The sequence below is a fragment of the Prevotella sp. S7 MS 2 genome, assembly GCF_000762865.1.
Lineage (GTDB): Bacteria > Bacteroidota > Bacteroidia > Bacteroidales > Bacteroidaceae > Prevotella.
Window position 1 is genome coordinate 63992 of record NZ_JRPT01000005.1, and the last position, 25253, is coordinate 89244.

Annotated in this window: 26 protein-coding genes and 1 tRNA gene; 23 read left to right on the forward strand and 4 right to left on the reverse strand. The window is 42.9% G+C overall.

Going from position 1 to position 25253, the window contains the following annotated elements; translation table 11 throughout:
* Nucleotides 1-4: 4 nt before the first annotated feature.
* Entirely contained in the window at nt 5-130 is a 126-nt protein-coding gene (locus HMPREF0671_RS12580; protein WP_255347956.1) for a hypothetical protein, read from the reverse strand.
* A gap of 136 nt (nt 131-266) precedes the next feature.
* On the opposite strand from HMPREF0671_RS12580, the gene HMPREF0671_RS02285 reads away from it, so the two are divergent.
* The 13 genes from HMPREF0671_RS02285 (at nt 267) to HMPREF0671_RS02345 (ending at nt 14889) form a co-directional block, all read left to right on the forward strand.
* The gene (locus tag HMPREF0671_RS02285) at nt 267-2849 is read left to right on the forward strand and encodes an endonuclease MutS2 (protein WP_036896494.1); all 2583 of its coding nucleotides are present in this window, start codon (nt 267-269) and stop codon (nt 2847-2849) included.
* A gap of 198 nt (nt 2850-3047) precedes the next feature.
* A tRNA-Thr gene (locus HMPREF0671_RS02290) sits at nt 3048-3121 on the forward strand.
* A gap of 162 nt (nt 3122-3283) precedes the next feature.
* Entirely contained in the window at nt 3284-3811 is a 528-nt protein-coding gene (locus HMPREF0671_RS02295) for a DUF4199 domain-containing protein (RefSeq protein ID WP_036896495.1), read from the forward strand.
* Between the two features lie 2 nt (nt 3812-3813).
* Entirely contained in the window at nt 3814-4776 is a 963-nt protein-coding gene (locus tag HMPREF0671_RS02300) for a glycosyltransferase family 2 protein (RefSeq protein WP_036896497.1), read from the forward strand.
* Nucleotides 4764-5243: a DUF6452 family protein gene (locus HMPREF0671_RS02305; protein WP_036896498.1), complete on the forward strand. Its 480-nt coding sequence runs from the start codon at nt 4764-4766 to the stop codon at nt 5241-5243. Before HMPREF0671_RS02300 ends, HMPREF0671_RS02305 begins: the two co-directional genes overlap by 13 nt.
* The gene (locus HMPREF0671_RS02310) at nt 5194-5886 is read left to right on the forward strand and encodes a DUF6048 family protein (protein WP_198025878.1); all 693 of its coding nucleotides are present in this window, start codon (nt 5194-5196) and stop codon (nt 5884-5886) included. The genes HMPREF0671_RS02305 and HMPREF0671_RS02310 overlap by 50 nt, the downstream gene beginning before the upstream one ends.
* 22 nt (nt 5887-5908) lie before the next feature.
* The gene (locus HMPREF0671_RS02315) at nt 5909-6934 is read left to right on the forward strand and encodes an FAD:protein FMN transferase (RefSeq protein WP_036896499.1); all 1026 of its coding nucleotides are present in this window, start codon (nt 5909-5911) and stop codon (nt 6932-6934) included.
* Nucleotides 6935-6948: 14 nt separating this feature from the next.
* On the forward strand, nt 6949-7635 hold the full coding sequence (locus HMPREF0671_RS02320; protein ID WP_036896500.1) for a Crp/Fnr family transcriptional regulator: 687 nt from the start codon (nt 6949-6951) through the stop codon (nt 7633-7635).
* 103 nt (nt 7636-7738) lie between these two features.
* A complete protein-coding gene (locus HMPREF0671_RS02325; protein ID WP_369793914.1) occupies nt 7739-9820 on the forward strand; it encodes a M3 family metallopeptidase in 2082 nt (693 codons plus the stop codon).
* A gap of 322 nt (nt 9821-10142) precedes the next feature.
* Nucleotides 10143-12224 carry a M3 family metallopeptidase gene (locus tag HMPREF0671_RS02330; protein WP_036896504.1) on the forward strand — a complete coding sequence of 694 codons (2082 nt, stop codon included), beginning with the start codon at nt 10143-10145 and terminating at the stop codon, nt 12222-12224.
* A 2-nt stretch (nt 12225-12226) separates the two neighbouring features.
* Nucleotides 12227-12664 (forward strand): dCMP deaminase family protein, encoded by a 438-nt coding sequence (locus HMPREF0671_RS02335; protein ID WP_036896505.1) that lies wholly within the window; start codon nt 12227-12229, stop codon nt 12662-12664.
* Complete coding sequence (locus HMPREF0671_RS02340) at nt 12651-14300, forward strand: S41 family peptidase (protein ID WP_036896507.1); 1650 nt, start codon at nt 12651-12653, stop codon at nt 14298-14300. The genes HMPREF0671_RS02335 and HMPREF0671_RS02340 overlap by 14 nt, the downstream gene beginning before the upstream one ends.
* 46 nt (nt 14301-14346) lie before the next feature.
* Entirely contained in the window at nt 14347-14889 is a 543-nt protein-coding gene (locus tag HMPREF0671_RS02345) for a 5-formyltetrahydrofolate cyclo-ligase (RefSeq protein WP_036896508.1), read from the forward strand.
* Between the two features lie 9 nt (nt 14890-14898).
* Here the strand turns inward: HMPREF0671_RS02345 and HMPREF0671_RS02350 are convergent, their stop codons facing one another.
* Nucleotides 14899-15189, reverse strand: a complete 291-nt coding sequence (locus HMPREF0671_RS02350) for a DciA family protein (protein WP_036896510.1) — start codon at nt 15187-15189, stop codon at nt 14899-14901.
* Between the two features lie 6 nt (nt 15190-15195).
* Entirely contained in the window at nt 15196-16299 is a 1104-nt protein-coding gene (locus HMPREF0671_RS02355; protein WP_036896512.1) for a DNA replication/repair protein RecF, read from the reverse strand.
* 164 nt (nt 16300-16463) lie between these two features.
* On the opposite strand from HMPREF0671_RS02355, the gene HMPREF0671_RS02360 reads away from it, so the two are divergent.
* The 4 genes from HMPREF0671_RS02360 to HMPREF0671_RS02375 are packed head-to-tail and all read left to right on the forward strand — an operon-like array spanning nt 16464 to nt 18554.
* Nucleotides 16464-17165: a tetratricopeptide repeat protein gene (locus HMPREF0671_RS02360; protein ID WP_036896513.1), complete on the forward strand. Its 702-nt coding sequence runs from the start codon at nt 16464-16466 to the stop codon at nt 17163-17165.
* Nucleotides 17165-17641 (forward strand): 6,7-dimethyl-8-ribityllumazine synthase, encoded by a 477-nt coding sequence (gene ribH, locus HMPREF0671_RS02365; RefSeq protein WP_036896514.1) that lies wholly within the window; start codon nt 17165-17167, stop codon nt 17639-17641. The genes HMPREF0671_RS02360 and ribH overlap by 1 nt, the downstream gene beginning before the upstream one ends.
* Nucleotides 17642-17653: 12 nt before the next feature.
* Entirely contained in the window at nt 17654-18151 is a 498-nt protein-coding gene (locus tag HMPREF0671_RS02370; protein ID WP_036896515.1) for a 3'-5' exonuclease, read from the forward strand.
* 22 nt (nt 18152-18173) lie between these two features.
* Nucleotides 18174-18554: a DUF6557 family protein gene (locus tag HMPREF0671_RS02375; protein WP_036896516.1), complete on the forward strand. Its 381-nt coding sequence runs from the start codon at nt 18174-18176 to the stop codon at nt 18552-18554.
* A gap of 14 nt (nt 18555-18568) precedes the next feature.
* On the opposite strand, the gene HMPREF0671_RS02380 is transcribed toward HMPREF0671_RS02375, so the two are convergent.
* Nucleotides 18569-19156 carry a DUF4738 domain-containing protein gene (locus HMPREF0671_RS02380; protein WP_036896517.1) on the reverse strand — a complete coding sequence of 196 codons (588 nt, stop codon included), beginning with the start codon at nt 19154-19156 and terminating at the stop codon, nt 18569-18571.
* 252 nt (nt 19157-19408) lie between these two features.
* Here HMPREF0671_RS02380 and HMPREF0671_RS02385 point away from each other — a divergent pair, with 252 nt between their 5' ends.
* The 6 genes from HMPREF0671_RS02385 (at nt 19409) to HMPREF0671_RS02410 (ending at nt 25248) form a co-directional block, all read left to right on the forward strand.
* Nucleotides 19409-20089 carry a DUF4230 domain-containing protein gene (locus tag HMPREF0671_RS02385; protein WP_036896518.1) on the forward strand — a complete coding sequence of 227 codons (681 nt, stop codon included), beginning with the start codon at nt 19409-19411 and terminating at the stop codon, nt 20087-20089.
* Nucleotides 20090-20093: 4 nt separating this feature from the next.
* Nucleotides 20094-20732 (forward strand): DUF4230 domain-containing protein, encoded by a 639-nt coding sequence (locus HMPREF0671_RS02390; protein WP_036896519.1) that lies wholly within the window; start codon nt 20094-20096, stop codon nt 20730-20732.
* Nucleotides 20733-21373: 641 nt separating this feature from the next.
* Nucleotides 21374-22309 carry a transposon Tn4555 protein TnpA gene (gene tnpA / locus HMPREF0671_RS02395; RefSeq protein ID WP_004292844.1) on the forward strand — a complete coding sequence of 312 codons (936 nt, stop codon included), beginning with the start codon at nt 21374-21376 and terminating at the stop codon, nt 22307-22309.
* Nucleotides 22310-22450: 141 nt separating this feature from the next.
* Nucleotides 22451-23569, forward strand: a complete 1119-nt coding sequence (locus tag HMPREF0671_RS02400; RefSeq protein ID WP_004338318.1) for a site-specific integrase — start codon at nt 22451-22453, stop codon at nt 23567-23569.
* Nucleotides 23570-23816: 247 nt separating this feature from the next.
* Entirely contained in the window at nt 23817-24674 is an 858-nt protein-coding gene (gene tnpC / locus HMPREF0671_RS02405) for a transposon Tn4555 protein TnpC (RefSeq protein WP_004339687.1), read from the forward strand.
* Nucleotides 24675-24873: 199 nt separating this feature from the next.
* Nucleotides 24874-25248, forward strand: coding sequence for an excisionase family DNA-binding protein (locus tag HMPREF0671_RS02410; protein ID WP_004338328.1), 375 nt, complete (start codon nt 24874-24876; stop codon nt 25246-25248).
* Nucleotides 25249-25253: the final 5 nt, after the last annotated feature.

A 25253-nucleotide genomic window follows, 5' to 3' on the forward strand; every position in this document is an offset into this window, starting at 1 on the left:
GGGATTAATTAAAACAACATACAGTTTCTTTACCATTCACATTGGCAACACGATAATGATAGGCTATCTGCCTAATAATATGCAAGGTCTGCTCTGACGGTTTCAATTCTTCTTGGGTAAAAATTTTCATAGGCAATGTTTATTGGTTTTATTATTTAAACGACGTGGACTTGTCTTTATTACATCAGAAACCGAATATTTTCACAGTCGAAGAAAAATGTGTAACTTCGCGCCCATATTCAATAAAGAAAAGAAGCTACTCTATCATGATATATCCCACTAGTTTTGAGGAAAAAATAGGATTTCGGGAAATCCGAGAACTGCTAAAAACGCATTGCCTATCGACACTGGGTAAAGAAGAAATAGACAAGATAACCTTCACTGACGAACCCGATACCATCAACGAGTGGATGAAGCAAATCAGAGAATTCCGTCGTATATTGGAATCACAGGAAGATTTCCCATTGGAATATTTCTTCGATATGCGTGCTGCCATAGCTCGCATCAGACTCGAAAACACCCACTTGGAAGAGGAAGAACTTTTCGATTTAAGACGTTCAATAGACACTATCGGACGCATTGTGAAGTTTCTTTCACGTGGTGTAGAGGAAGATGACGAAGCCAGTGATTATACTGCCACGCCCGGAGAACGTGGAGAATACCCGTCTCTCTACACATTGGCCGACGGTGTTGCCACCTTTCCGCTGCTCATACAGCGTATAGACCAAATTCTAGATAAATTTGGTCGTCTACGCGATAACGCCTCTCCCACTCTTCTCAACATACGTCGCGAATTGAAACGAACAGAAGGTTCTATCTCGCGTACCTTATATAATATATTACGTATGGCACAAAGCGAAGGAGTCGTAGACAAAGATGTGACTCCCACTTTGCGCGATGGACGCCTCGTAATACCTGTTGCCCCGACCCTGAAACGCAAAATTAAAGGTATCATACATGATGAGTCGGCAACGGGACGAACAGTCTATATAGAGCCCACCGAAGTGGTAGAAGCCAACAACAGAATACGAGAACTAGAAAGCGATGAACGACATGAGGTCATTCGCATATTGACAGAAGTCACTAAGAAGATTCGTCCACATGTACACGAGTTGCTCGACGCCTATCATTTCTTGGGACTGGTAGACTTAATACGGGCTAAGGCGGAGACTGCAAAACAGATGCTTGCTTTCGAGCCTACAGTAGAGTCAAAACCTGTAATCGATTGGATACAAGCCATTCATCCACTCTTACGGATTACCCTAGAGAGACAACAGAAGCGTGTAGTGCCCTTAGACATTACGCTGACTAAAGAAAAGCGTATCCTCATTATATCCGGTCCAAATGCTGGAGGAAAAAGTGTCTGCTTGAAGACTGTAGGATTATTACAATATATGCTGCAATGCGGACTGAGCATCCCGGTTGGCGACCGTTCACAAGCAGGCGTATTTGAGAACATCATGATTGACATCGGAGACGAACAGAGCATGGAAAACGACCTAAGTACATACTCCAGTCACCTGATGAACATGAAGAATATGATGAAGCAAGCCAATGATCGAACAATTATATTGATTGATGAATTTGGCTCAGGAACGGAGCCACAGATTGGTGGAGCTATTGCTGAAAGTGTACTCAACAATCTTGCCGACAAAGGAACTTGGGGCGTTATCACCACTCACTATCAGAATCTAAAGCATTTCGCAGACAATCATGACTGCGCCGCAAATGGTGCAATGCTCTATGACCGACATGAAATGAAAGCGCTTTTCCAATTGGCTATCGGCCGACCGGGAAGTTCCTTTGCTATCGAGATAGCACGAAAGACCGGTTTACCCGAAGCCGTTATCAATGAAGCATCAGAGATTGTGGGGAACGATTACATTCAAAGCGACAAATATCTACAAGACATTGTACGCGACAAACGATATTGGGAAGGCAAAAGACAGACTGCCCGACTCCGTGAGAAAGACATGGAAAAGACTATAGCCCGATACGAAGACAGCATCAACGAGATTGAGCAACAGCGCAAAGAAATACTTAGAAAGGCAAAAGCGCAAGCAGAAGAACTCATCAAAGAGAGTAATAAGCGTATTGAGAATACAATTCGAGAGATTCGAGAAAAACAAGCTGAGAAAGAAGAAACCAAACGTATTCGACAAGAACTGAAGAAATTTGAGGAAAGCATCAGCGATATTGACACAAAAGCTAACGACGATCTCATCGCTCGTAAGATTGAACAGATTAAACAACGCAAAGAGAGAAAAGCTCAACGCAAGAAAGACAAGGCCCACCAAGAGGCACATGCGGTTGAGGTTTTGCGCAATGCTACAGACAAACGTACACCTAGCACCCATAACAAACCGCTTGTTGTGGGTGATACCGTACGCATCAAGGGACTAAAAACGATTGGTACGATTGAAACTATAGAGGGCAACTCATGTACCGCAATATTCGGTGGCATGCGTTCAAAGTTGAAACTTGATCGATTAGAAGCAGTACAAGACCTTCCGGAAACCAACTTGACAAAGAGCAATAAAACCATTGAGAAAATCTCTACAGGAGTAAATAAGCAGACACGCGACACCATTGATGACCACCGACAAAACTTCCATCAAGACTTAGATGTGAGAGGTATGCGAGGCGACGAAGCACTGAATGCCGTGCAATATTTTATTGATGACGCTATTCTTGTGGGAATGAGCCGAGTCAGAATACTCCACGGGAAAGGTAATGGAATCCTCCGCCAACTCATCAGACAATATCTCGCGACTATCCCTAACGTCATTAGATATGCCGACGAACACGTACAATTCGGTGGTGCAGGAATCACCGTCGTGGACATGTAAGTTATAAATATATGTTAATAAAAGCAGAATTCCAAGCTGGTTTCTTCCTTTTATTATTCAAATTATGTACCTTTGCACCCGCTTTATAAGCAAAACATGGGCAAGTCTCATACGGCCAGCTCCCTTTGAATCCCCCAGGGTGGGAACGCAGCAAGGGTATTAGGTTGTAGCGGCGCGATATGAACAGCTTGCCCACCTGCCTCTTTAGCTCAGTTGGCCAGAGCACGTGATTTGTAATCTCGGGGTCGTTGGTTCGAATCCGACAAGAGGCTCAAGAAGGAATAGAACGTACATTCATTGTAGCTCTGTTCCTTTTACATTTTCAAGCAGACCTCTAGCTCCCGTCTAAAAAAACACAATTTTTCTCAACTTATGGCATATTATGCGGGAATTTGCGTATTTTTGCAACTAAATACAAACGCATTTTTCTGTTAATGATAAACATTCGTTCCATCTTACAAATGCAAGCTTTCGCCCGATTAGACGGTGTCTATTTGGCCATTTTATGGATTGTAAGTTTCCTAAGCACGATCTATTTACCTGAAATAGGAATTGGTGGGTTCCTTGTTTTGTTCACTCCGTTCTTCGTAGGGTGGCGATTGACAAAATTTAGAGACTACGCTTTAGATGGCATCATTCCTCTTGGACGTGCTATACTATATTGTATGGATGTGTTCTTCTGCGGTGCTTTCATCTTTTCAGCATTCCAATTTTTCTATCTAAGCCTTGTAGATGATGGGCAGTTCACCTCGATGTTGACATCAACGGCCATATTAATGGACACCATAACCGGCTCAAAAGGGCACGAATATACTAAAGCCATAAGCTTCTATACTCAAATGTCGCCTCTGTCGTTGACCTCCATCTTCATGATAGATGAAATCATTTTAGGTTTCATCGTTACGCCTGTAATTGCCCTTTTCTGCTTCAGACGAACTAAAAAGAACATTATAAAACACTAAATATGGATATATCAGTAGTTGTACCTCTTTATAATGAGGATGAATCTTTACCCGAATTGCACGCTTGGATTCAGCGTGTGATGAAGGCCAACAACTTTACTTACGAGATAATCTTTATCAATGACGGTTCTACAGACAACTCGTGGAACGTCATAGAGGAACTTAGTACGAAAGATAATAACGTCAAAGGAATCAAGTTCCGTCGCAATTATGGAAAGAGTCCGGCACTCTTTTGCGGATTCCAAGAGGCACAAGGAGACGTTGTTATCACCATGGATGCCGATTTACAAGACTCTCCCGACGAGATTCCTGAGCTATATCGAATGATTACAGTAGATGGTTACGACCTCGTTTCCGGATACAAACAGAAGCGTTACGACCCACTATCAAAGACCATTCCTACCAAACTTTTCAATGCAACAGCACGAAAAATCAGTGGCATCCCTAATCTTCACGACTTCAATTGTGGCTTGAAAGCTTATCGTAAAGAGGTTGTAAAGAACATAGAAGTGTATGGAGAGATGCATCGATACATCCCTTATTTGGCCAAGAATGCAGGATTTGATAAAATTGGCGAGAAAGTTGTGCACCACCAAGCACGCAAATACGGCTCTACAAAGTTTGGTATCAATCGTTTCTTCAACGGCTATCTAGACTTGATAACCCTGTGGTTTCTCAGCAATTTCGGTAAAAAACCAATGCATGTATTTGGCCTTTTGGGTTCAATCATGTTCTTTATAGGCTTCATTGCGGTTCTCTTGATTGGAGCAGATAAGCTCTATGCCCTCTCTAACGGGATTCCCCAACGCCTGATTACAAGTTCCCCTTGGTTTTATATAGCATTGACCACCATGCTCATCGGCACCCAGTTGTTCCTTGCAGGATTCCTTGGTGACCTCATCAGCAGAAGCAATCCCGGTCGCAATGATTATCAAATAGAAAAGAAATTAAGATGCGAAGACTGATTCTACTCATCTTATCGGGTGTGCTGTTAGCTGCTTGTTCGAGTATCGAATGCCCCATGAACAGTCGAGTTTATACCACGTATAAGCTTCAAGGTACTGTGAAGAAACTGCAAGATTCGTTGACAGTATTTGCTAATTTGGGCAATGGCGTCGATTCAATCGTTCTCAATAGAGCTATTGAAGTGGATAGTTTTCAGTTACCAATGAGCTATGCCAACGACGCAGACACCTTTTATTTCTTATATGCCAATAAGAGCGGTAAGCTCGGAAGAGATACCATTGTTGTGGAAAAGACTAATCAACCACACTTTGAATCGGTAGATTGTAATGCAGTTGTCTTTCATACTATCAAGTCGGTACGCTTCACTACCCACATGATTGAGAATCTTTCTATTAACAATGCCAACGTAAACTACGATGCAACACCAAGCCATTTCAACATCACTTTCAAAGATCGCTATCAGTAGTCTTTTGTTCTTGGTGTGCATTCCGTCCTTTGCACAACAGTATAAAAAGAAAATTGTACCGGTCCAAGACACGATACCAACATTCCGCGGAATGCAAGTTTCAACCGATTTAGTAGGTCCTGTGCAACTTGCCGTGAGCGATTATGGACAATACGAAGGTGCTGTTAAAGTGAATTTAAAAGATAAATACTTTCCGACAGTGGAACTTGGTTATGGTAAAGCCAATGCCGAGAATGTCTCAACCAAACTCACTTATAAAACAAATGCGCCTTATTTCAAAGCAGGTGTAGACTTCAATCTAATGAAAGATAAGCACGATATATACCGCATATATGGCGGTTTTCGCTATGCTTTCACGAATTTTAAATATAATGTAGCTAGTTCCGGACTTGTAGATCCGATTTGGAAAGGCAATACAAACATTTCTGCTACCGGTATCAGTGGTTCTTTTCATTGGCTCGAAGCACTCTTTGCTATTGATGCAAAAATATGGGGACCACTCCGATTAGGTTGGAGTTTCCGCTATCGTCGGCGCTTAATACACAACCATGGAGACATTGGTGCTCCGTGGTATGTACCGGGATACGGACGATATGGCAATGCCCGACTAGGTGGAACATTCAATGTCGCACTTGAATTCTAATCTTTTAACAATACGAAAAGATATGGAGACGAAAAAAAGAAAACAACTCGCTTGGCAATTACCATTCTTGATTGTACTGATTATCGGTACAATTTATATTATCAAGCAGCAACGTTCAATGCCTTATCAGCACAATACAGGCAATATCTTTGGTACAGTGTATAACATTACTTACCAAAGTGAAACCGACCTGAATCAGGAAATTGTTGCAGAACTGAATAAAGTAGATAACTCATTATCTACTTTTAACAACTCTTCCATCATCACACGAATCAACAATAACCAGACCGTCAAGACCGACAGACTGTTCAATGAGGTTTTCAACATGGCCGAAGAGATTTCTCTACAGACCCATGGTGCCTTTGATATTACCGTGGCTCCACTTGTCAATCTATGGGGATTCGGTTTTAAACAAGGCAAGAATCCCAATAAGCAAAAGATTGATTCACTCTTAAATATCGTTGGATACAACAAGGTATCACTCAAGAACAATACTGTAACCAAGGCCGACCCGCGTGTTATGCTTGACTGTAGTGCCATCGCAAAAGGCTACGGAAGCGACTGTGTAGCAAGATTCTTGAAAAGCAGAGGTATCAAAAACTTCATGATAGAAATTGGTGGCGAGGTTGTAACATGTGGTATCAGCGAGAAGCGAATGCCATGGAAGATTGGTGTAACCAAACCTACCGACGACTCATTGCAAATCAATCAAGAACTCCAAACCGTCTTGAACGTCACCGACAAAGCCATGGCTACCAGCGGAAACTACCGCAACTTCTATTACAAAGGTGGCAAGAAGTATGCTCATACCATTGATCCGCATACTGGGTATCCCGTCCAACACAGCCTCTTATCGGCTACTGTGCTTGCCAATACATGCGCCAAAGCCGACGCATATGCCACAGCTTTCATGGTATTGGGTATTGATGAAGCCAAGAAAGTGTTGAACCAGCACCCTGACCTCATGGCCTATTTCATCTATTCCGATAATAACAACCGCCTAGCAGTATGGTATTCGCCATCGCTTAAGAACAAGATTGTAAAATAGGAACCTCTATACAGATGCAAGAATATGATATTCATTTATATCACAAACTCGTTACTCTCCCACTATTCCAAGGCTTAAGTCGCTCCGAACTTGAAACGATTGTGGGAGAAACCAAGTTTGGTTTCCACAAATACGAGTCCGGACAACCCATTGTTGTTGCCGATTCGCCCTGCACACATCTTTATTTTCTACTGACAGGTAACCTGCTTGTCACGACTCAAGCCGACGATTACAGCTATCAAATCACAGAACACATCTCGACTCCAGACATTCTTCAACCCGAACATCTTTTTGGTCTTACACAACGTTTCAGCAAAACCTTCACCGCCGAAACGAAATGTTACGTGATGAGTCTCGACAAAAACGAGATAATGAAATTATCAACTGAGTATGCCATCTTTCGTATGAGCCTACTCAACATCATCTCTACTAAGAGTCAGCGAATGCAACATGCCCCCTTAAGACACGTTCCAGAAAACCTCAAGGAGCGTATTGCTCGCTTCGTCACCGACCGCTGTCTACGCCCAGCAGGGCCAAAGACAATCAAAATTAAGATGCAACAACTGGCTGAAGAACTGAATGATAGTAGGTTAGACATATCCCGTGCACTCAACGAAATGCAAGACTTAGGCCAACTAACTCTTAAACGTGGTTATATCATCATTCCAGCTTTAGAGCATTTAGGTAAGCCTATCACATAAAATTCCAAAAATATTTAATTTGCAATGCATATAAATTATGAACACAAAAACAAAGAAAGTGCTTCTTATCGCTATGTTTACTTGCGCCATTCCATGCTTACAAATGACTCAAGGCGTAACTAAAAAGAAAGCACAAACTCGCGTAACCAATTCACTCATGACACCCAGTACACTCCCATTTGGTGCACCCGACTTCAGCAAAATCAAGTCATCCGACTATGTACCTGCTATTCAAGCCGGTATCAAACAGCAACGACAGGAGATTGCCAACATCGTTAATAACAAGCAAACTCCAACTTTCAACAACACGATTTTGGCATACGAGAAGAGCGGTTTACTCTTAGACCGCGTTAGCAGTATATTCAATGCTGTGGCCGAAGCCGACAAAACATCGGAGTTAGAGCAAGCAGAGAATACCATTATACCGCTACTCACAGCCTTTGAAAATGAAGTTAGCTTCAATCAAAAGCTTTTCAAACGTATCAAATACGTCTACGATCATCAACTGAAATCGCTTACCGGAGAAGATCGCAAACTGCTTGAAGACGTCTATAAAGGCTTCGTGCGTTCCGGCGCCTTGCTGTCTCCTGAGAAAATGAAGCGCATGGAGACCATCAATAATCGTTTGGCCAAACTGCAACAAGAGTTTGGTAACATGCTTCCCAAAGCTGCCAATGCCGCAGCCGTATGGGTGAATGACGTCAAGGAACTCGCGGGATTGAGCGATGCAGATATTGCACAATGCAAGAAAGATGCCGAAAGTCGTGGTGGTAAAGCGCCTTACTGTATCGTCATTACCAACACCACACAACAGCCAATCTTGGCAAGTCTTGCTAACCGAAACTTACGTCAACGTGTCTTCGAGGCCTCAATCCACCGCGCTGATGGCACCGGTAGCTTCAACACATTCCCACTTGTATCGGAGATTGCACGCTTGCGTGCTGAGAAAGCTCAACTCATGGGATTCAAGGACTACGCTTCTTACTCCCTTGACAAAGCAATGGCCAAGAATCCAACTAATGCCTACAACTTCTTGAAAAAACTCATCAAAGCATACCAACCTAAAGCTGAAGCCGAAACAAAAGCTATCGAAGAATATGCTCGTAAGACAGAAGGAGCTGATTTTAAACTCCAACCTTACGACCGTTTCTACTATTCTGCAAAGATGAAAAAGGAGCAGTTCAATTTTTCAGACGACGATGTAAAACCTTATTTCAATATAGATACCGTACTCATCAAGGGTGTTTTCTACGCCGCACATCGTGTTTACGGTCTCAATTTCAAAGAACGTAAGGATCTGCCCACCTATCATAAGGACATGAAAGTATTTGATGTGCTGGACGAGAACGGCAAGCAAATAGCCTTATTCTATTGCGATTACTATCGTAGACCAACCAAACGAGGTGGAGCATGGATGAGTTCGTTTGCCAAACAAAGCAAACTACGTGGTCAATTACCACTCATCTACAACGTTTGCAACTACGCAAAGGCTCCCGAAGGACAACCAACACTCATCACATGGGACGATGTATGTACGCTATTCCACGAGTTTGGACACGCCCTCCACGGTATGCTTTCCAATTGTAAATACAATACTTTAAGTGGAACAGCTGTAACACGCGACTTCGTAGAAATGCCATCGCAATTCAATGAATCATTTGCCAGCATTCCCGAAGTGTTCAACAATTATGCTCGCCAATATCAAACCAACGAGCCGATGCCCGAAGATTTGAAAGCCAAGATGATGAACTCGCTCACCTTCCAATCTGCTTACGCCCTTGGCGAGAACCTCGCTGCCACTTGTGCCGATATGGCATGGCATTGCCTTGAGGCTTCTCAAGTGCCTTCAGCAGATAAGGCTAACGAGTTTGAAGCTACAGCATTGAGAGAGATTGGCCTCTTAAACAATCAGATACCTCCCCGCTATCACACTTCATATTTCAATCATGTATGGGGCGGTGGATATGCAGCCGGATACTATAGCTATCTTTGGAGTGAGGTGTTAGCAGTCAATGTTGCCGACTATTTTGCTGCCCATGGAGCATTGACACGCCAAGTTGGTGACGCTTTCCGCACCAAAGTATTAAGCAAGGGTAACACCCTTGACTTAATGAGCATCTTCTCCGATTTCACAGGATTAAAAGAACCTGATGCCGCAGCACTGCTCAAGGCAAAGGGGTTATAAGCATCAAGAAAATCGAGTAGTCTGTTACCGGACTACTCGATTTTCTTTTTATACAGTCTATCAAGACATCATTATGATGCATTCATGACTCATTTACATTACCATATATTTCTTATCAGACGACTGCAGAGGCCTAACAATTTCCCTGCCTAAAAACGGCAGTTTTACTGAAAAATCTAAACAGCAATATTGCCAAGTTGTTGCAGCAAAACAAGCATAGTATGCTCGGTTCCATAAATTAGCTAAAAAAGCGATAGTAAATTTTGTTATTATCCTGATTTAGCGTAACTTTACAGCTGCAAATAGCTTTTACTAAATTAGTATGAATGAGAATCAAATAGAGAAAGAAAATCGTATTAATCCTTTTTTTAAACCGTATAATACTCCACATGATACTATCCCCTTCAACTCCATTCAGACATCTGACTTTGAAGAGGCGTTCATGGAGGGAATCCGTCGTGATGATGAAGAGATTCAGAAGATTATCAACGACAAGGAAACACCGACATTCGAGAACACCATTATACGTGTAGACACAGAGAAAGACGAACATTATTACGACTTATTGGACCGCGTATCCAATGTCTTCTCATGCATGTTGAGTGCCGAGACCAACGATGAGCTAGACGAATTGGCTCAAAAACTCAGCCCAATATTGACACAGCACGCCAACGATGTCAAACTAAACAAGCGTTTGTTCGAGCGTATCCAATATGTCTACAACCATCATCGCGACCTTACACCCGAAGAGCAAATGTTGCTCGAAACCAGTTATGACGGTTTTGTTAGAAGTGGTGCGCTGCTCAATGATGAACAAAAAGAGACCTTACGCAAACTGACAGAAGAAGCCGGCGTACTCTCTTTACAGTTCTCACAAAACCTGTTGAAAGAGAATAAAGCTTTCACGCTACACCTGACAGACAAGAAAGACCTTGCAGGACTGCCTGATACAGCTATCGAAGCTGCTGCGCAAACAGCAAAAGAAAAGAATGAGACGGGATGGATATTCACACTCGATTACCCCAGCTACAGTCCTTTCATGACCTATTCTGCATGTCGAGAATTACGCAAGCAAATGTACATGGCTCGCAACACTGAGTGTACACACAACAACAGCGAGAACAATCTGGAGATATGCAAGCGACTAGTAAACCTTAGAAGAGAGATTGCCCAACTGTTAGGATACGACACTTACGCTGACTATGTACTGAAACATCGTATGGCCAGCAATATAGACAACGTATATAAACTCCTAGACGACCTCCTCAAAGCATACAAACCGACTGCCATAGAAGAGGTAAAAGAGATTGAACAGTTGGCTAAACAGACCGAAGGCGACAACTTCCAACTGGAGCCATGGGACTTCGGTTACTACAGCTACAAGCTGCAAATGGAGAAGTACAATCTTGATGCAGAAATGCTCCGCCCCTATTTTGAATTGTCAAAAGTTATTGATGGCGTATTCGGATTGGCCAACCGGCTTTATGGAATCACTTTCAAAGAAGCCAAAGACATACAGGTGTACCATCCTGATGTAAAAGCATACGAGGTCTACGACAAAGACGGAAGCTATTTGGCTGTATTCTATGCCGACTTCCATCCGCGCAAAGGCAAACAAGGCGGGGCATGGATGACAGAATTCCAAGGCCAGTGGATAGACCACAAAGGAGTGAACGTACGTCCGCACGTAAGCGTAGTAATGAACTTAACCAAACCTACCGACGAGAAGCCTGCATTGCTGACACTGAGCGAAGTAGAAACTTTCTTACACGAATTTGGACACTCCCTCCACGGCATGTTTGCCAATACTCGCTTCGAGAGCCTAAGTGGTACCAACGTATGGTGGGATTTTGTTGAGCTACCATCACAGTTCATGGAGAACTATTCGATAGAGAAAGAGTTTCTACGCACCTTTGCTTTCCATTATCAAACAGGCGAGCCATTACCCGACGAGTTGATAGACCGCATTGTCCGTAGCCGCAACTTCATGGCCGCCTACAACTGTTTACGCCAAGTAAGTTTTGGACTTTTAGATATGGCTTACTACACACGGAAAGATGTTTTCGATGCCGACATCATCCCATTTGAGAAGAAGGCATGGGAAGAAGCAATCATTACCAAGCAACAACCCGATACATGTATGACCGTGCAGTTCTCACACATTATGGCCGGAGGGTATGCGGCAGGCTACTATAGCTACAAGTGGGCAGAGGTATTAGATGCTGATGCGTTCAGTCTATTTAAGAAAAACGGCATCTTCGATGTAAAAACAGCCCAAAGTTTTAGAGATAACGTGCTATCAAAAGGTGGTACTGAGCACCCTATGACGCTCTATAAGCGATTCCGCGGACAAGAGCCTACCATTGAAGCATTGTTGGTTCGCAATGGTATCAAGCAAGCATAACCATGAATAAGAAGCAAGAGAAACTAGATTTAAGATATCTGCGCATGGCTAGAATATGGGCAGAAAACTCTTATTGTGAGCGCAGAAAGGTAGGCGCATTGGTGGTTAAAGACAAGATGATTATCAGTGACGGCTACAACGGAACGCCCAGTGGTTTTGAAAATGTGTGCGAAGACGAGAACAAGTTGACCAAGCCCTACGTGCTACACGCAGAAGCCAATGCCATCACCAAGTTGGCACGATCGTCAAACAACAGCGATGGGAGTACGCTCTATGTGACGGCTTCTCCCTGTATAGAGTGTGCCAAGCTGATTATCCAAGCCGGTATCAAACGCGTTGTTTACGGTGAGAAGTACCGTTTGGAAGATGGTATCAACTTATTAAAGAGGGCAAATATAGAAGTAATATATTTAAATCCTGACGACAATGAATCAAAATAAGAATCGTTATATGCCGCTATTGATGGCACTTAGTGTTGTCTTAGGTATTATTATCGGTACATTTTACGCCAATCATTTCTCTGGAAACAGACTGAATATTATCAATTCGGGTAGCAACAGGCTCAACAATCTGCTGCACATCATTGATGATCAATACGTGGATAAGGTGAATATGGACTCTTTGGTAGACCATGCCATCCCGCAGATACTGTCTGAATTGGATCCCCACTCAGTCTATATCAGTGCAGCAGACGTACAGGCTGCCAGTGATGATTTGAAAGGTTCTTTCTCTGGAGTCGGTATTGAATTCACCATTAGAGAAGATACTATACACGTCCAAAACGTCATTAAAAACGGGCCGGCAGAAAGGGCTGGCATCTTGGCAGGGGATAAAATCGTAAGCATTGACGGTAAACCTTTCGCCGGAAAGATGGTAACACAAAGCGAAGCTATGCACCGATTGAAAGGTCCGAAAGACACAAAAGTCAAGATTGGAGTACTGCGCTATGGTGTCAAAGAGGCTAAATACTTCACTGTTACACGTGCTGACATTCCGGTAAAGAGCATCGCTGCCACTTATATGCTTGATGATAATACCGGTTACATACGCATTAAGAACTTTGGAGAAACTACATATCCGGAGCTCCTTATCTCATTGGCAAAGCTCTCACAAGAAGGTTTCTCTAATCTAGTGATAGACCTTCGCGACAATACAGGCGGTTATTTGAACTCTGCCGTACAAATGGCTAACGAGTTTTTACCAAAGAATAAGCTTATCGTTTATACTGAAGGACGTAAGAGTCCACGCCAAGACTATCGTTCTGATGGACATGGAAGTTATCAGAAAATCCCAATGATAGTACTTATCAACGAAGGTTCGGCTTCATCGGCTGAAATTTTTGCCGGTGCCATGCAGGATAATGACCGCGCTACTATCATCGGTCGGCGCTCGTTCGGAAAGGGATTGGTACAGAAACAAATCGGTTTTCCGGACGGCAGCATGATTCGACTAACCATCGCACGCTACTACACTCCATCGGGAAGATGTATCCAAAAGCCTTATACAGGCGGCAAATACAATGAGTATGAACAGGATTTGATAAGCCGTTATCAGCATGGTGAATACTTCTCGCAAGACAGTATTAAACATACAGGACCAGCATATCACACTGGCATAGGACGTACAGTATATGGTGGAGGTGGCATTACGCCGGACATATTCGTACCGGAAGATACGCTTGGTATGACTTCTTACTACAAGCAAGCAGCCATAAGCGGACTCATCTTGCAGTATGCTTTCACCTATACAGACGACAATCGACTGAAGTTGAACAACTTTAAAGAAATGTCGGAGTTAAGCGATTATCTTGCAAAGCAGAACTTAGTAGATAAGTTTGCAACCTATGCAGAGGGTAAAGGACTGCAACGCCGTAATCTACTTATCAAACGTAGCTACTCCCTACTCTACAAGTATATCAACAGCCGAATCATCTATAATATGCTAGATGAAGAAGCATGGAATGAATATATCAACATTTCAGATCCGGTTATCAGTCGAACTTTGGCGGTATTCAAAGCAAATGCAGCTTTCCCAAAAGTAATTGAAAAGCCTGCGACTCCAAAGAACAAGAAATAAAAAGATAGGAGTGTGGAAATTCCACACTCCTATTTGCTATCATAATATGAAAATAACAGATAAGAAAGCATTACGCAGAATCATACGGGAACGAAAGAAACAATATACTCCAGAACAATTGACTGCCATGTCAAAGGAAATTGTTACACGATTGCTTTCACATCCTCGTATCCTGCAAGCTAAATATATACTACTCTATTATTCGCTTCCCGACGAAATTGATACGCATTGCTTAGCCGACCAACTGATAGCTATGGGAAAGCAAATCCTCCTACCTGTCATAGTCGGTGAGACTGATTTAATCCTTAGAAGATACACCGGCACACAAGATTTGAAAGCAGATAATGCCTTTCATATATTGGAGCCGACGGGCGAATTATTTACTGAGTATGAGAAAATAGAGGTAGGTATTATCCCCGGTATGAGTCTCGACAATCATGGAAACAGACTCGGAAGGGGCAAAGGGTATTATGATAGATTGCTCACACAGATACCACATCTATATAAAATAGGTGTATGTTTCGACTTTCAGAAAGTAGATTATGTACCGACATCGGAATACGATGTTCCTATGGATGAAGTCTTATAACGCCGAGAATCAGTAAAACTTAATATCAGAGATGATAAATCCCCCCACCTGTTCATTCAAACGAGTGACTAACTTTCCTTTCATCATGCAGAGATCTTGACGTAATGCCGGATTAGAAATCTTGACCAAGAGGGTTTGGTTTTTGATAAATAGAGACTGAGTATAACGAGCTATGGTCGGTCCTGCGACTGTCGGCCATGAATCAATCAGCCGTTTTTGCTTGAGAGGAATCTCCAATCCCTCTACACGCAAAAACTTATTAAGGACTTCATCGAGTGTTAAGACCTGTCGTTTGAACATATCTGATTATATTTTCTCTATTATTTCGCCATTCTCAACTGAAAATAGCTTATAATCACAATGGCTACTTTGCAAAATTTGATCAAGGTGGTCGCGATTAGTATCGGTCATAAATATCTGCCCATAGCTATCTCCCGATACCAGTTTTACGATTTGCTCAACCCGGCGAGCATCTAGTTTATCAAAAATATCATCAAGCAATAACAAAGGAACTGTATTGGAAGATGTGCGCTTTAAGAAATCAAATTGCGCCAATTTAAGTGCCAATACAAATGTCTTATGCTGTCCCTGACTCCCTTCGCGTCTTAACTGATAGCCTCCAAGAAGCATCTCTATGTCATCACGATGGATACCGTGAAGCGAATAACCCACTGCCCTATCTTTGAATCTATCACGTTGTATCACATCTAAAAGGCGGCCACGTTGGCAATGTGATACATAGTTTAGGGATACGGTCTCCTTATTTTCAGAAATAGATTGATATATCTGTTGGAATAATGGCACTAATTCCCGGATGAAAGCATCACGTTTTTGGAACACAAATTCACCATTCTCAGCCATCTGTTGTTCCCAAATTTCCATCAGTTGCACATCAGGTTCGGCCTCCATTTTGAGCAAAGCATTACGCTGCTGCAACGCTTTATTGTAAGCCATCAGGGCTTCCATATAGCCATGATCATATTGTGAAATCACAATATCCATCAATCTGCGACGCTCATCACTGCCCCCCTCAATCAAAATACTGTCGGCAGGAGACACAAAGACCAATGGTATTAGTCCTATATGTTCAACCAATCGCTTATAATCTTTCTTATTCCGCTTGAATCGTTTACGCTGTCCGCGCTTCATACCACAGTACACATCCTCTACATCCCCGGCATCATTGAGATACTTACCATCCAAAACCATGAAGTCGGAATCGTGCTTCATGATTTGGGAATCAATCGGATTGAAAGCACTTCGGCAAAAAGAAAGATAGTAAATAGCATCTAGTAAATTGGTCTTCCCTTCACCATTACTTCCTATTAGGCAATTCAATTTCGGAGACAACTGCAAATCAGCCGACTCAATATTCTTAAAATTAATAATGGAAATCTTATCCAATAACATCGTAGATGCAAAGTTAGGGGTTTTGATATTCATAAACGAAAAAAAGGGATAAATAAATTTCAATATATGAGATATATTCAGTACTTTTGCGACAAATATGGTATACAGGTCTCAACATGTATACCTTTGCTTTTTAGCCGAAATAATAAAAAACATATAAAGTAATGTCAAAACAGAACGAACAGGGAGTTTTCGAAGCTAATGAAGCTCTCAACAAGTCAGAAGCTTTCTTTGATAAATACAAGAAAGCCATCATCGGTGCAGTCATTGCCCTTATTGTTATCATTGTAGGATTCTTCCTTTACAAGGCTTATGTAGCCGGTCCACGTGAAGAAAAAGCAAGCACGGAACTAGGAAAGGGACAGGAATACTTTAACAACGAGATGTTCGACAAGGCTCTCAATGGCGATGGTGCTGGTTATGCCGGCTTCGTTAAGATTGCAGATGACTTCAGTGGAACAGACGCAGCTAACTTGGCTAACCTTTATGCAGGTCTTTGCTACGCCAATTTAGAGAAGTGGAATGATGCTGTAAAATATCTCGATCAGTATTCACCTGCTGATGATGCGATGATAAGTCCGGCTGCAGTTGCTGCTTTAGGCAATGCTTACGCTCATGTAAACCAATTGGATAAGGCTATCAGCAACTTGAAGAAAGCTGCAGATATGGCCGATAGCGAAGGCAATGATGGTGTAAATATAAGTCTGTCACCAACTTTCTTATTGCAAGCCGGTGAACTATTGGAGAGCCAAGGTAAGAAAGATGAAGCCCTGAAAATCTATCAAGATATCAAGAGCAAGTATGTAAACTCAGCCCTCGTTCAAAGTCAGGAAATAGACAAATACATAGAACGCGCTTCACGATAATGGCAACAGCATTACATAATCTTTCAGATTACGACCTCAGCAAGGTTCCTGATGCAAGCAACATGTGCTTCGGTATCGTTGTCTCAGAATGGAACCCTGAGGTAACAGGAGCCTTACTTGATGGCGCAGTGAAGACTCTTGAGAAGCATGGAGCGTTGCCAGAGAACATCCATGTGAAGACTGTTCCCGGAAGTTTCGAGCTTGTTTATGGAGCACATCAAATGATTCTCAATGGCGGCTATGACGCTGTTATCATTCTAGGATGCGTGATTCGTGGTGAAACACCGCATTTTGATTATATCTGTCAAGGCGTAACTGCCGGCATCGCAAGGCTCAATGCCACAAGTGAAATTCCCGTAGTTTATGGTCTATTGACCACTAACGACTTGCAACAAGCTCAAGATCGTTGTGGTGGTCGACTGGGTAACAAGGGGGATGAATGCGCGGTTGTTGCCATTAAGATGGCTAAATTCTAAAGAATAGTATAGTTGAAAGACTTTGCAGCTATAGATTTTGAAACTGCAAATGGTTACCGAACAAGCGTTTGTAGTGTAGGTGTGGTGATAGTAGAGAATGGGATTATAACCGATTCATACTATCACCTCATTCGTCCTGTACCTAATTATTACAATCCATACAATACTGCTGTACATGGATTGACGCGCGAAGACACTGACGATGCACCTAGTTTTCCTGATGTTTGGGCTGAGATTGCTCCCAAGCTCAAGCATCTTCCACTCGTCGCTCACAACAAAGCTTTCGACGAAAGCTGTTTGAAAGCCGTGTTCAATGCCTACGAATTGGCCTATCCAAACTATCCTTTCTTCTGTACTCTCGCTGGTGCACGCCGACGATTCCGCAAGACTGAGATTGCCAACTATCAACTACATACAGTCGCAGCCAAGTGCGGTTACATACTAGAAAACCACCATCACGCCTTAGCCGATGCTGAAGCATGCGCCCATATAGCTATTAAGATATTATAAGCAACCCATTCAATAAAACAAAATGAAATTACATCAACTCTTTCAGGCATACGATTTCGATGAAGTCATGCCCATCATCAACGATATGTTCCCCGGAACTAGCAAGTACAGAGAACCACTAGAAACAGCATACAATCTCATCCTTCAGATGAAACCAGTCCCAAACAAAGCTGCAATCCGCTATAAAATAATGGATTCAGACAATAAGGGAGAACAGTATATGGGGGCAGAGGACAGCGCTTTCATGACTACATGGGAGGTATGCCTTGGCAAAGATATCTCAAAAGAAGGCGGTGTAGACCTCAGCAACGCAGAGATTTTGGCCAATTGCCTAGTCAACATGTGCTTCATCAGCAAGTATCCCAAAGCCTTTGAAGCTGCTCGCAAAAAACTTCTAAAATAAACAATTAGAGGGGACTAAATCCCCTCTTCCTCAGACAACTCGTCTTCTGTCTTTTGTGTTCCATCTCCTGTATCCAATTGGGTATCCTTCGAAATGGAAACAGCACCAGTCCTTGAAATCATCAAAACCAGAGGAACGTATTCATCACTCATCTTATCTGGTGAACCCACGCTGGCTGCAAAGCGCAATCTGTCGCCCTGTGCTGCATCCAACACGACGCCTAACAGCGCACTGTTTTTCTTGTAAATATCATCCACATAAGATTCGAAATCACTTTTAGTGAAAGTACGATTAAAGAATTCCGAACCATCTTTACGCAGTATTTTCACAGTTATTTTGTTATCATAGTAGCGATTTCCGCTATCATCAACAACCAATTTCAAAGTTTCGTCGGCCTGTCTGGATACCACAACCTTATAAGTTGCTCCAATCCATTCCACATTTCGCGTTTGTAAATAGTCTCCAATCTTTTGCGGTTTCTTATTTATCACCTGAGCTTTAGGCTTATGGGTGATAATATCTTGGCTCTTTTTGGCTTCCTTACAGCCAGTAAGTCCACCAACAAGCATGCTTATCACTATGAAAGGTAAAAATCGTTGCATCGTACAATGGTTCATTTAGGAAGCAAAGTTAATAAAAAACCGCGATAAAAACAACGGCATCTACCGCTAAAACAAATTTAGCAGTTTCTACTGCCAAAAGATTCAAGCCCAATTAATAAATATATATGAAATACGAGACATCTATGTTTTTTTGCTATCTTTGCATAAGATAGGTTGCATTTGGCAAATAGAAAAAAGTTTTCTTTGGGCTCATTTACACTATCTTTGCACCAATTAAACAAGTATTATCAAATGAAATATCTCTTTTTTTACATATTTATGTCTGTAGTTTTCTTTTGTTCCTGTTCTCAACATAAGACTACAGAAATATCGAACGAGTCTCCTATTGACACCATCCCACAGATGATTATGCAAATACAGCGAACATCTCGGCTCTATACGGCAGAATGTAAGGTACATAAAATCATCACCCATGATGACCAAAAGAAGATTTCTGGCTCGTTCATGAGCAAGGATTTCAGTATCAATCTTCCCCTCGGTAATCGCAAAGTTGCCATTCCAATGAACGCAACCATCAAAGCATACATTGACTTCGACAACTTCTCAAAAGAGAACATACGTAAAAAAGGAGATAAAATCAACATTATATTACCAGACCCGAAACTAGTTCTTACCAGTTCGAAGATAAACCATCGAGAAGTAAAACAATATGTAGCGTTCACTCGTTCCGACTTCAGTGATGCCGAACTTACATCGTTCGAGAAGCAAGGGCGACAGGCTATCATCAACGATATTCCCCATTTAGGCATCATCAATCAAGCCAAAGAGAGCGCTGCACGGACCTTGATTCCTATCATCAAACAAATGGGATATACAGAAGAAAATATCATTATAACATTCCGCAAAGAGTTTACTATCAGCGACTTACCAACACTATTAGACTATTCAACAATAGAGAAGAGCAACAATTAGACACATGGAACACCCCAATAACAATCCCATACTCGCAGCTTTAAAACATCTCTCAAAAGCTGTATGGATTACCATCATCACCCTATTCTTATTGATAATACTCGCCATTACTACCTTTACATGGTATAATCGCGACAATCATGTAGCCATCAACAGCGACAATCGTATAGATATAACCCCTACTCAGATTCGGTCTATCGAGAATATCGGTGAATGGGAGTTCTTGTCTATCAGCGACGAAGAGTTTGTAGACACTGTGAAACGAGGCTTCTTCGGCGATTCTAAACTTGCACGTATCTATTACGGAACGCTCCGAATAGGTATCAACATGCATGAAGCCACACCCGATTGGATTCAAACCGATGGTGATACCATCCAAGCCACGCTCCCACCTATCAAACTTCTAGACAACGATTTCATTGATGAGACAAAAACACAATCGTTTTATGAAGAAGGCAAATGGACCAATGTCGACCGTGAATTACTTTATAAGAAAGCATATAAGCTGATGAAACAAAGATGTCTTACGCCGCAAAACATAGAACATGCACAAGAAAATGCCACACGGCAATTCTATAGTCTCTTCAAATCCATGGGTTATGAGAATGTCCGTATCACATTCCAAACAAATGAAAAGAAGTGATATGAATAGTTCATATCACTTCTAATTAATTCCTTAAATACTATTCTTCAATCACTGCTATGGCCTAGCAACCACTCTGAAGAGCCATGGCAGCAATGCTGACAAGCCCGAACAGCAGACTTGAAAAGCCCATACAGTTTTTTGAAGTCTACTCGCCGATAAGTAAACAAATTATCAATTAAGAATCAGGAGTGAGGAATTATTTTGCCTGCAAGGTTATTATTCCATCATTTATCCCAACGCCACGTGCACTCAATTGAATTTGTCCGGCCTCTTTCCCTGCCTGTATTTATAACCATAGAACAACCAAAACTAATCAGAAATATCCGAGTGTAAATCTTTAATTACCAGCATATTCTAAAATTTAACACTTTTCGGTTGCCATTTGTCGCTTCCCAAATTTCCACATATTTTTGAGACGTATTTCTGACGTGGAGAATTTGCGGGGCTTGTTTTTTGTCACACCGTGCAGACAGTTGACAAGGGTTTACAACCGTTTACGACAAGCGACAATAACCGCCCCGATATGCGGAAACAGTCACACTGTGTAGAAAAGCGACAATGGTTGACTTCCGTTCACATCCGTTTACCATTTCAGAGATATAGGATTGAAGAAATGAACCATTAAACGATAAAACGGTATGAAAGCAACCAGAAAATGCAGTTTTTGCGGCAAGTCCTTTGTAACCCGAAGCGGTATGCAAAGATATTGCAGTGAGGCTTGTCAGGCAGAAGCCAAACGAGCCAGAGTGATGCAGAAGAACAACCTCTTCAAAGTCGCCCAACCCTTGATGGAGATACAGCATCAGGAGTATCTCACCTTTTCCAAAGCAGCCATCCTCATGGGCTGTTCCCGACAGTACATTTACAAACTTGTAGCCATCGGCAAGCTGAAAGCCTCACGCATCAGCAACCGCATGGCATTCATCCGCAGAGCCGACATCGAGCAGATGTTGGAGGGCAATCCCTATCACCGCATCCTGCCCGGCAACACCTCCACACCAAGGAAATCATCTTCATCTTCCTTACCTGCCAAAAGAGAAAAAAGGGAAAAGGAAAGCGAAGAAGTGTTGGACTTCTATTCGGGCGAGGAGGTGATGTCCCTTTTTAAGGTAAAGCAGTCATGGCTTTACACTTCCGCCAAGCGTAACCATATCCCCATCTGCCGTATCGCAGGAAAGAACTATTACAGCAAGAAGCATATTGACGAGTTTTTCGGTGTGGCAGTTGATATTAGCGAAATTACCGACTGGCTACTGACCGAGGAGGTGGAGGAACTGTTCGGCATGAAGCCGACCGCACTCCGTGCCTACACCTATCGCCATAAGATACCCACTAAAAGAGAGTACGGGCGTACCTATTACTCCAAATCACATTTGAACGAACTCCGCAGAACTGACCTTGTGAACGATGAACGCTACTATACCGTTGAGCAGGTGCAGCAAATCTATGGTCTTTCGTCAGCCAACATCTGCCATATCGTCAAGGTGAAGCACATCGAAAAGATAAAGGTGGGTGTGAAAAACCTGCTTTTGCGCTCAGATGTGGAGCGTGTCATGGCTGAAAGGAACAAATAACCGTGAAAAATCGGGATTATCGAAAATTATTTCAAAATGATGTATCGTGGAGGTATTCACGGATATTTCACGTTGTTCCTTTGCCATCGGAAACATGGATACAACTCCAAAATGTATACAACCAATTAAAACATAATTATTATGAGTAAATGCAAAACAGTTACCTTGCGTAAGCGCAAGATTAAGAACGGGACACAGTATTCACTATGCCTTGACTACTATCCCGGCTACCGTGACAATGTCACCATGAGAGTGATTACACGTGAAGCCTTAGGAATTTACATCTTCGCCAAACCTGCAAACCAGCAGGAACGGGACTTCAACGCACGCATGATGAAGAAAGCGGTCATCCTGCGCAACCAGCGCTACGAAGCCATTTTCAATGAAAACAACGGCTTTTTTGACAAGACCAAGATGAAGGGCGATTTCCTTGCCTATTTCAAAGGACTGGCTGACCGCAAGAATATCAAGTGGCAGCACGTATACAAGCATTTCCAGCGGTTCGTGAACGGCAAATGCACCTTTGAGGAGGTGGATGTGGATTTGTGCCGCAAGTTCATGGAATACCTGCTTGATGCACCCCAATCCATCCACACCAACCAAAAGCTGCACATCAACTCCGCAGCAGGCTATTGGTCAACTTTCCGTGCCGTGCTGCACACCGCTTACCGTGACAGGAAGATAAAGGAGAACCCAAACGGCTTCTTAGACCGCATCGAGTGCATTCCCACCATCAGGGAGCATTTGAGCCAAGAGGAACTGATACGGCTTGCCGAAACACCCTGTGAGGAGGAGGTCTTGAAAAAAGCTTTTCTTTTCGCCTGTCTTACGGGACTGAGAAAGAGCGACATCAGACAGCTCACGTGGCAGCAGATACAACCATACACCAACGGCAGGATGTTCGTTACCACCCGTATGCAGAAAACCAAAGAAATAGTGCATAACCCCATCAGTGATGAAGCCTATGGACTGCTGGGAGAACGGGGCGAGGGACTTATCTTTGAGGATTTCAAGGACAAGATGCTGCAAGGACCACTCCAACGGTGGCTCACGGCAGCAGGGATAACCAAGAAAATCACCTTTCACTGTACCCGCCACAGCTTCGGAAGCCTGCACGTGGAAATGGGAACGGACATGGCTGTCATCCAAGCCTATCTCGGACATAAGAACATTACCACCACACAAATCTATTCCAAGATAGCAGCGCAGCAGATGTGTCAGGTGGTGGACAAGATAACCTTGAAGCGCAAGGAGGCATAAATGTCTCACATTGACAGGTATTCAGAGGGGCGGTTATGGCTACAAGGCTATAATCGCCCCTCTATGTTTTTGGCTTGATGCCACCATTTATAAGCCCCTCAGAGTATGAAACAGAGTATGATATGATGACATTTCGTGAAATACATTGAAAAAGACCGTTCTAACCGCAAATAACGGGCAGTAATTGGGAAAAATAGCATTAACTTTGCACAAAATAATACAGGAACATTCAATCTCTCAACGAAATATGGAATCATCAATCAAGGACAAATACATCATCTTGGGCTTTGTCGGCTTCGCCATCGTCCTAATATCTTCCATTGCCACGCTGGTAATAGCGGACAGCTTCAACCAAGACAACTTTGTCAGGTGGATAGTATTCGTATGCTGTAACCTGTTGGGATGGTTGCTCTATCTCTCCTTTCAGACACTTATCTTTGATACATACGAAATCTACAAAATCAAGTTCGGCAAGAAAGAAACGATTGCCGAAGCCATAGAGGTGCAGGAAGAACTGTCACAAAATACACTTGAAGAAGCCACATCTGTGCCTGGACCTACATCAGTCCCTGAGCCTGTACCCGAATCATCCCCGACAAAAGAAGAGACACTTATCCAAACACAACCGATAGAGCTTACTATCGCCCCGGATCTTCACGAAAAGAACCGTGCCAATTACGCAAGCAGAGAGCAACGGGAAAAGGAAGAGCGCATCCGCATGGTCATGGAGTATTGCCATTATTACCTGCCTCGCATTGCCGACCAAGAAACCGTGAACCACATCTGTACTGAGGTGGACAAATGGATGAATCTTAACACTTATACCCCGAAGCCCATACAAAGACCGTTTACCAAAGACATCAACAACATTCCACTCCGTCACTTCGTATGGAATATCTCTGAGCGTTTCCTGTACAAGAGATACTACAATGGGGATAACCGTGCCAAGTTCATCAAAGCCCTTTTCCCGAAATCGTTTGCTGATACAGACTTATCAACCATCAAGAATTTCAAGGTAGAGCCGTTAAAGACGGAAATTCCCATTGATGAACCCGAAAACGGCAAACTTGATTTCCACTATCCCGAGGATTATGTGCGGAATTAGGATAATCACGACACCAACGACAACCATCCGGTAACTCATAACCGCCTGTTTTACATCGTTTCCCGAGTAATTTTACCCGTCATTTATGGCTGGGCTTAATTATTCGGGAATTATTTTGCAATGACGTGTCGTGGAGATATTCACGGATATATCATTTCAGTCCTTTGCGCCAAGTCTTACAAAAGAGACGAGTACGCGAATGGAAAAATCAATTCTTACCTTCAACGACCTCCCCGAGGTTGTCGCTCAGCTTCGAGACGAAGTGATGAGCCTGAAAAGCCTGCTCGCCGAGCAGCGCAGTGTGAACAATGCCAAAACGGTGGACACCCACGTGCCCATGTCTGTGGACGAGGCAGCAGAGTATTTAGGTATCCCTAAGGGTACGCTCTACATGAAACTGTCAGAAGGGACAATCCCTGCCACCAAGCCCGGCAAACGCTATTGCCTTTACCGTGACGAACTGGACAAGTGGCTGGAAACCGCCCGAAAGAATCCCATACCGTTGTCAGACGAGGAACTGAACAAGTCCTTATCCTCTTCCCACCGTCGCAAGCCCAACCCACGTAACTGGTGAATGAT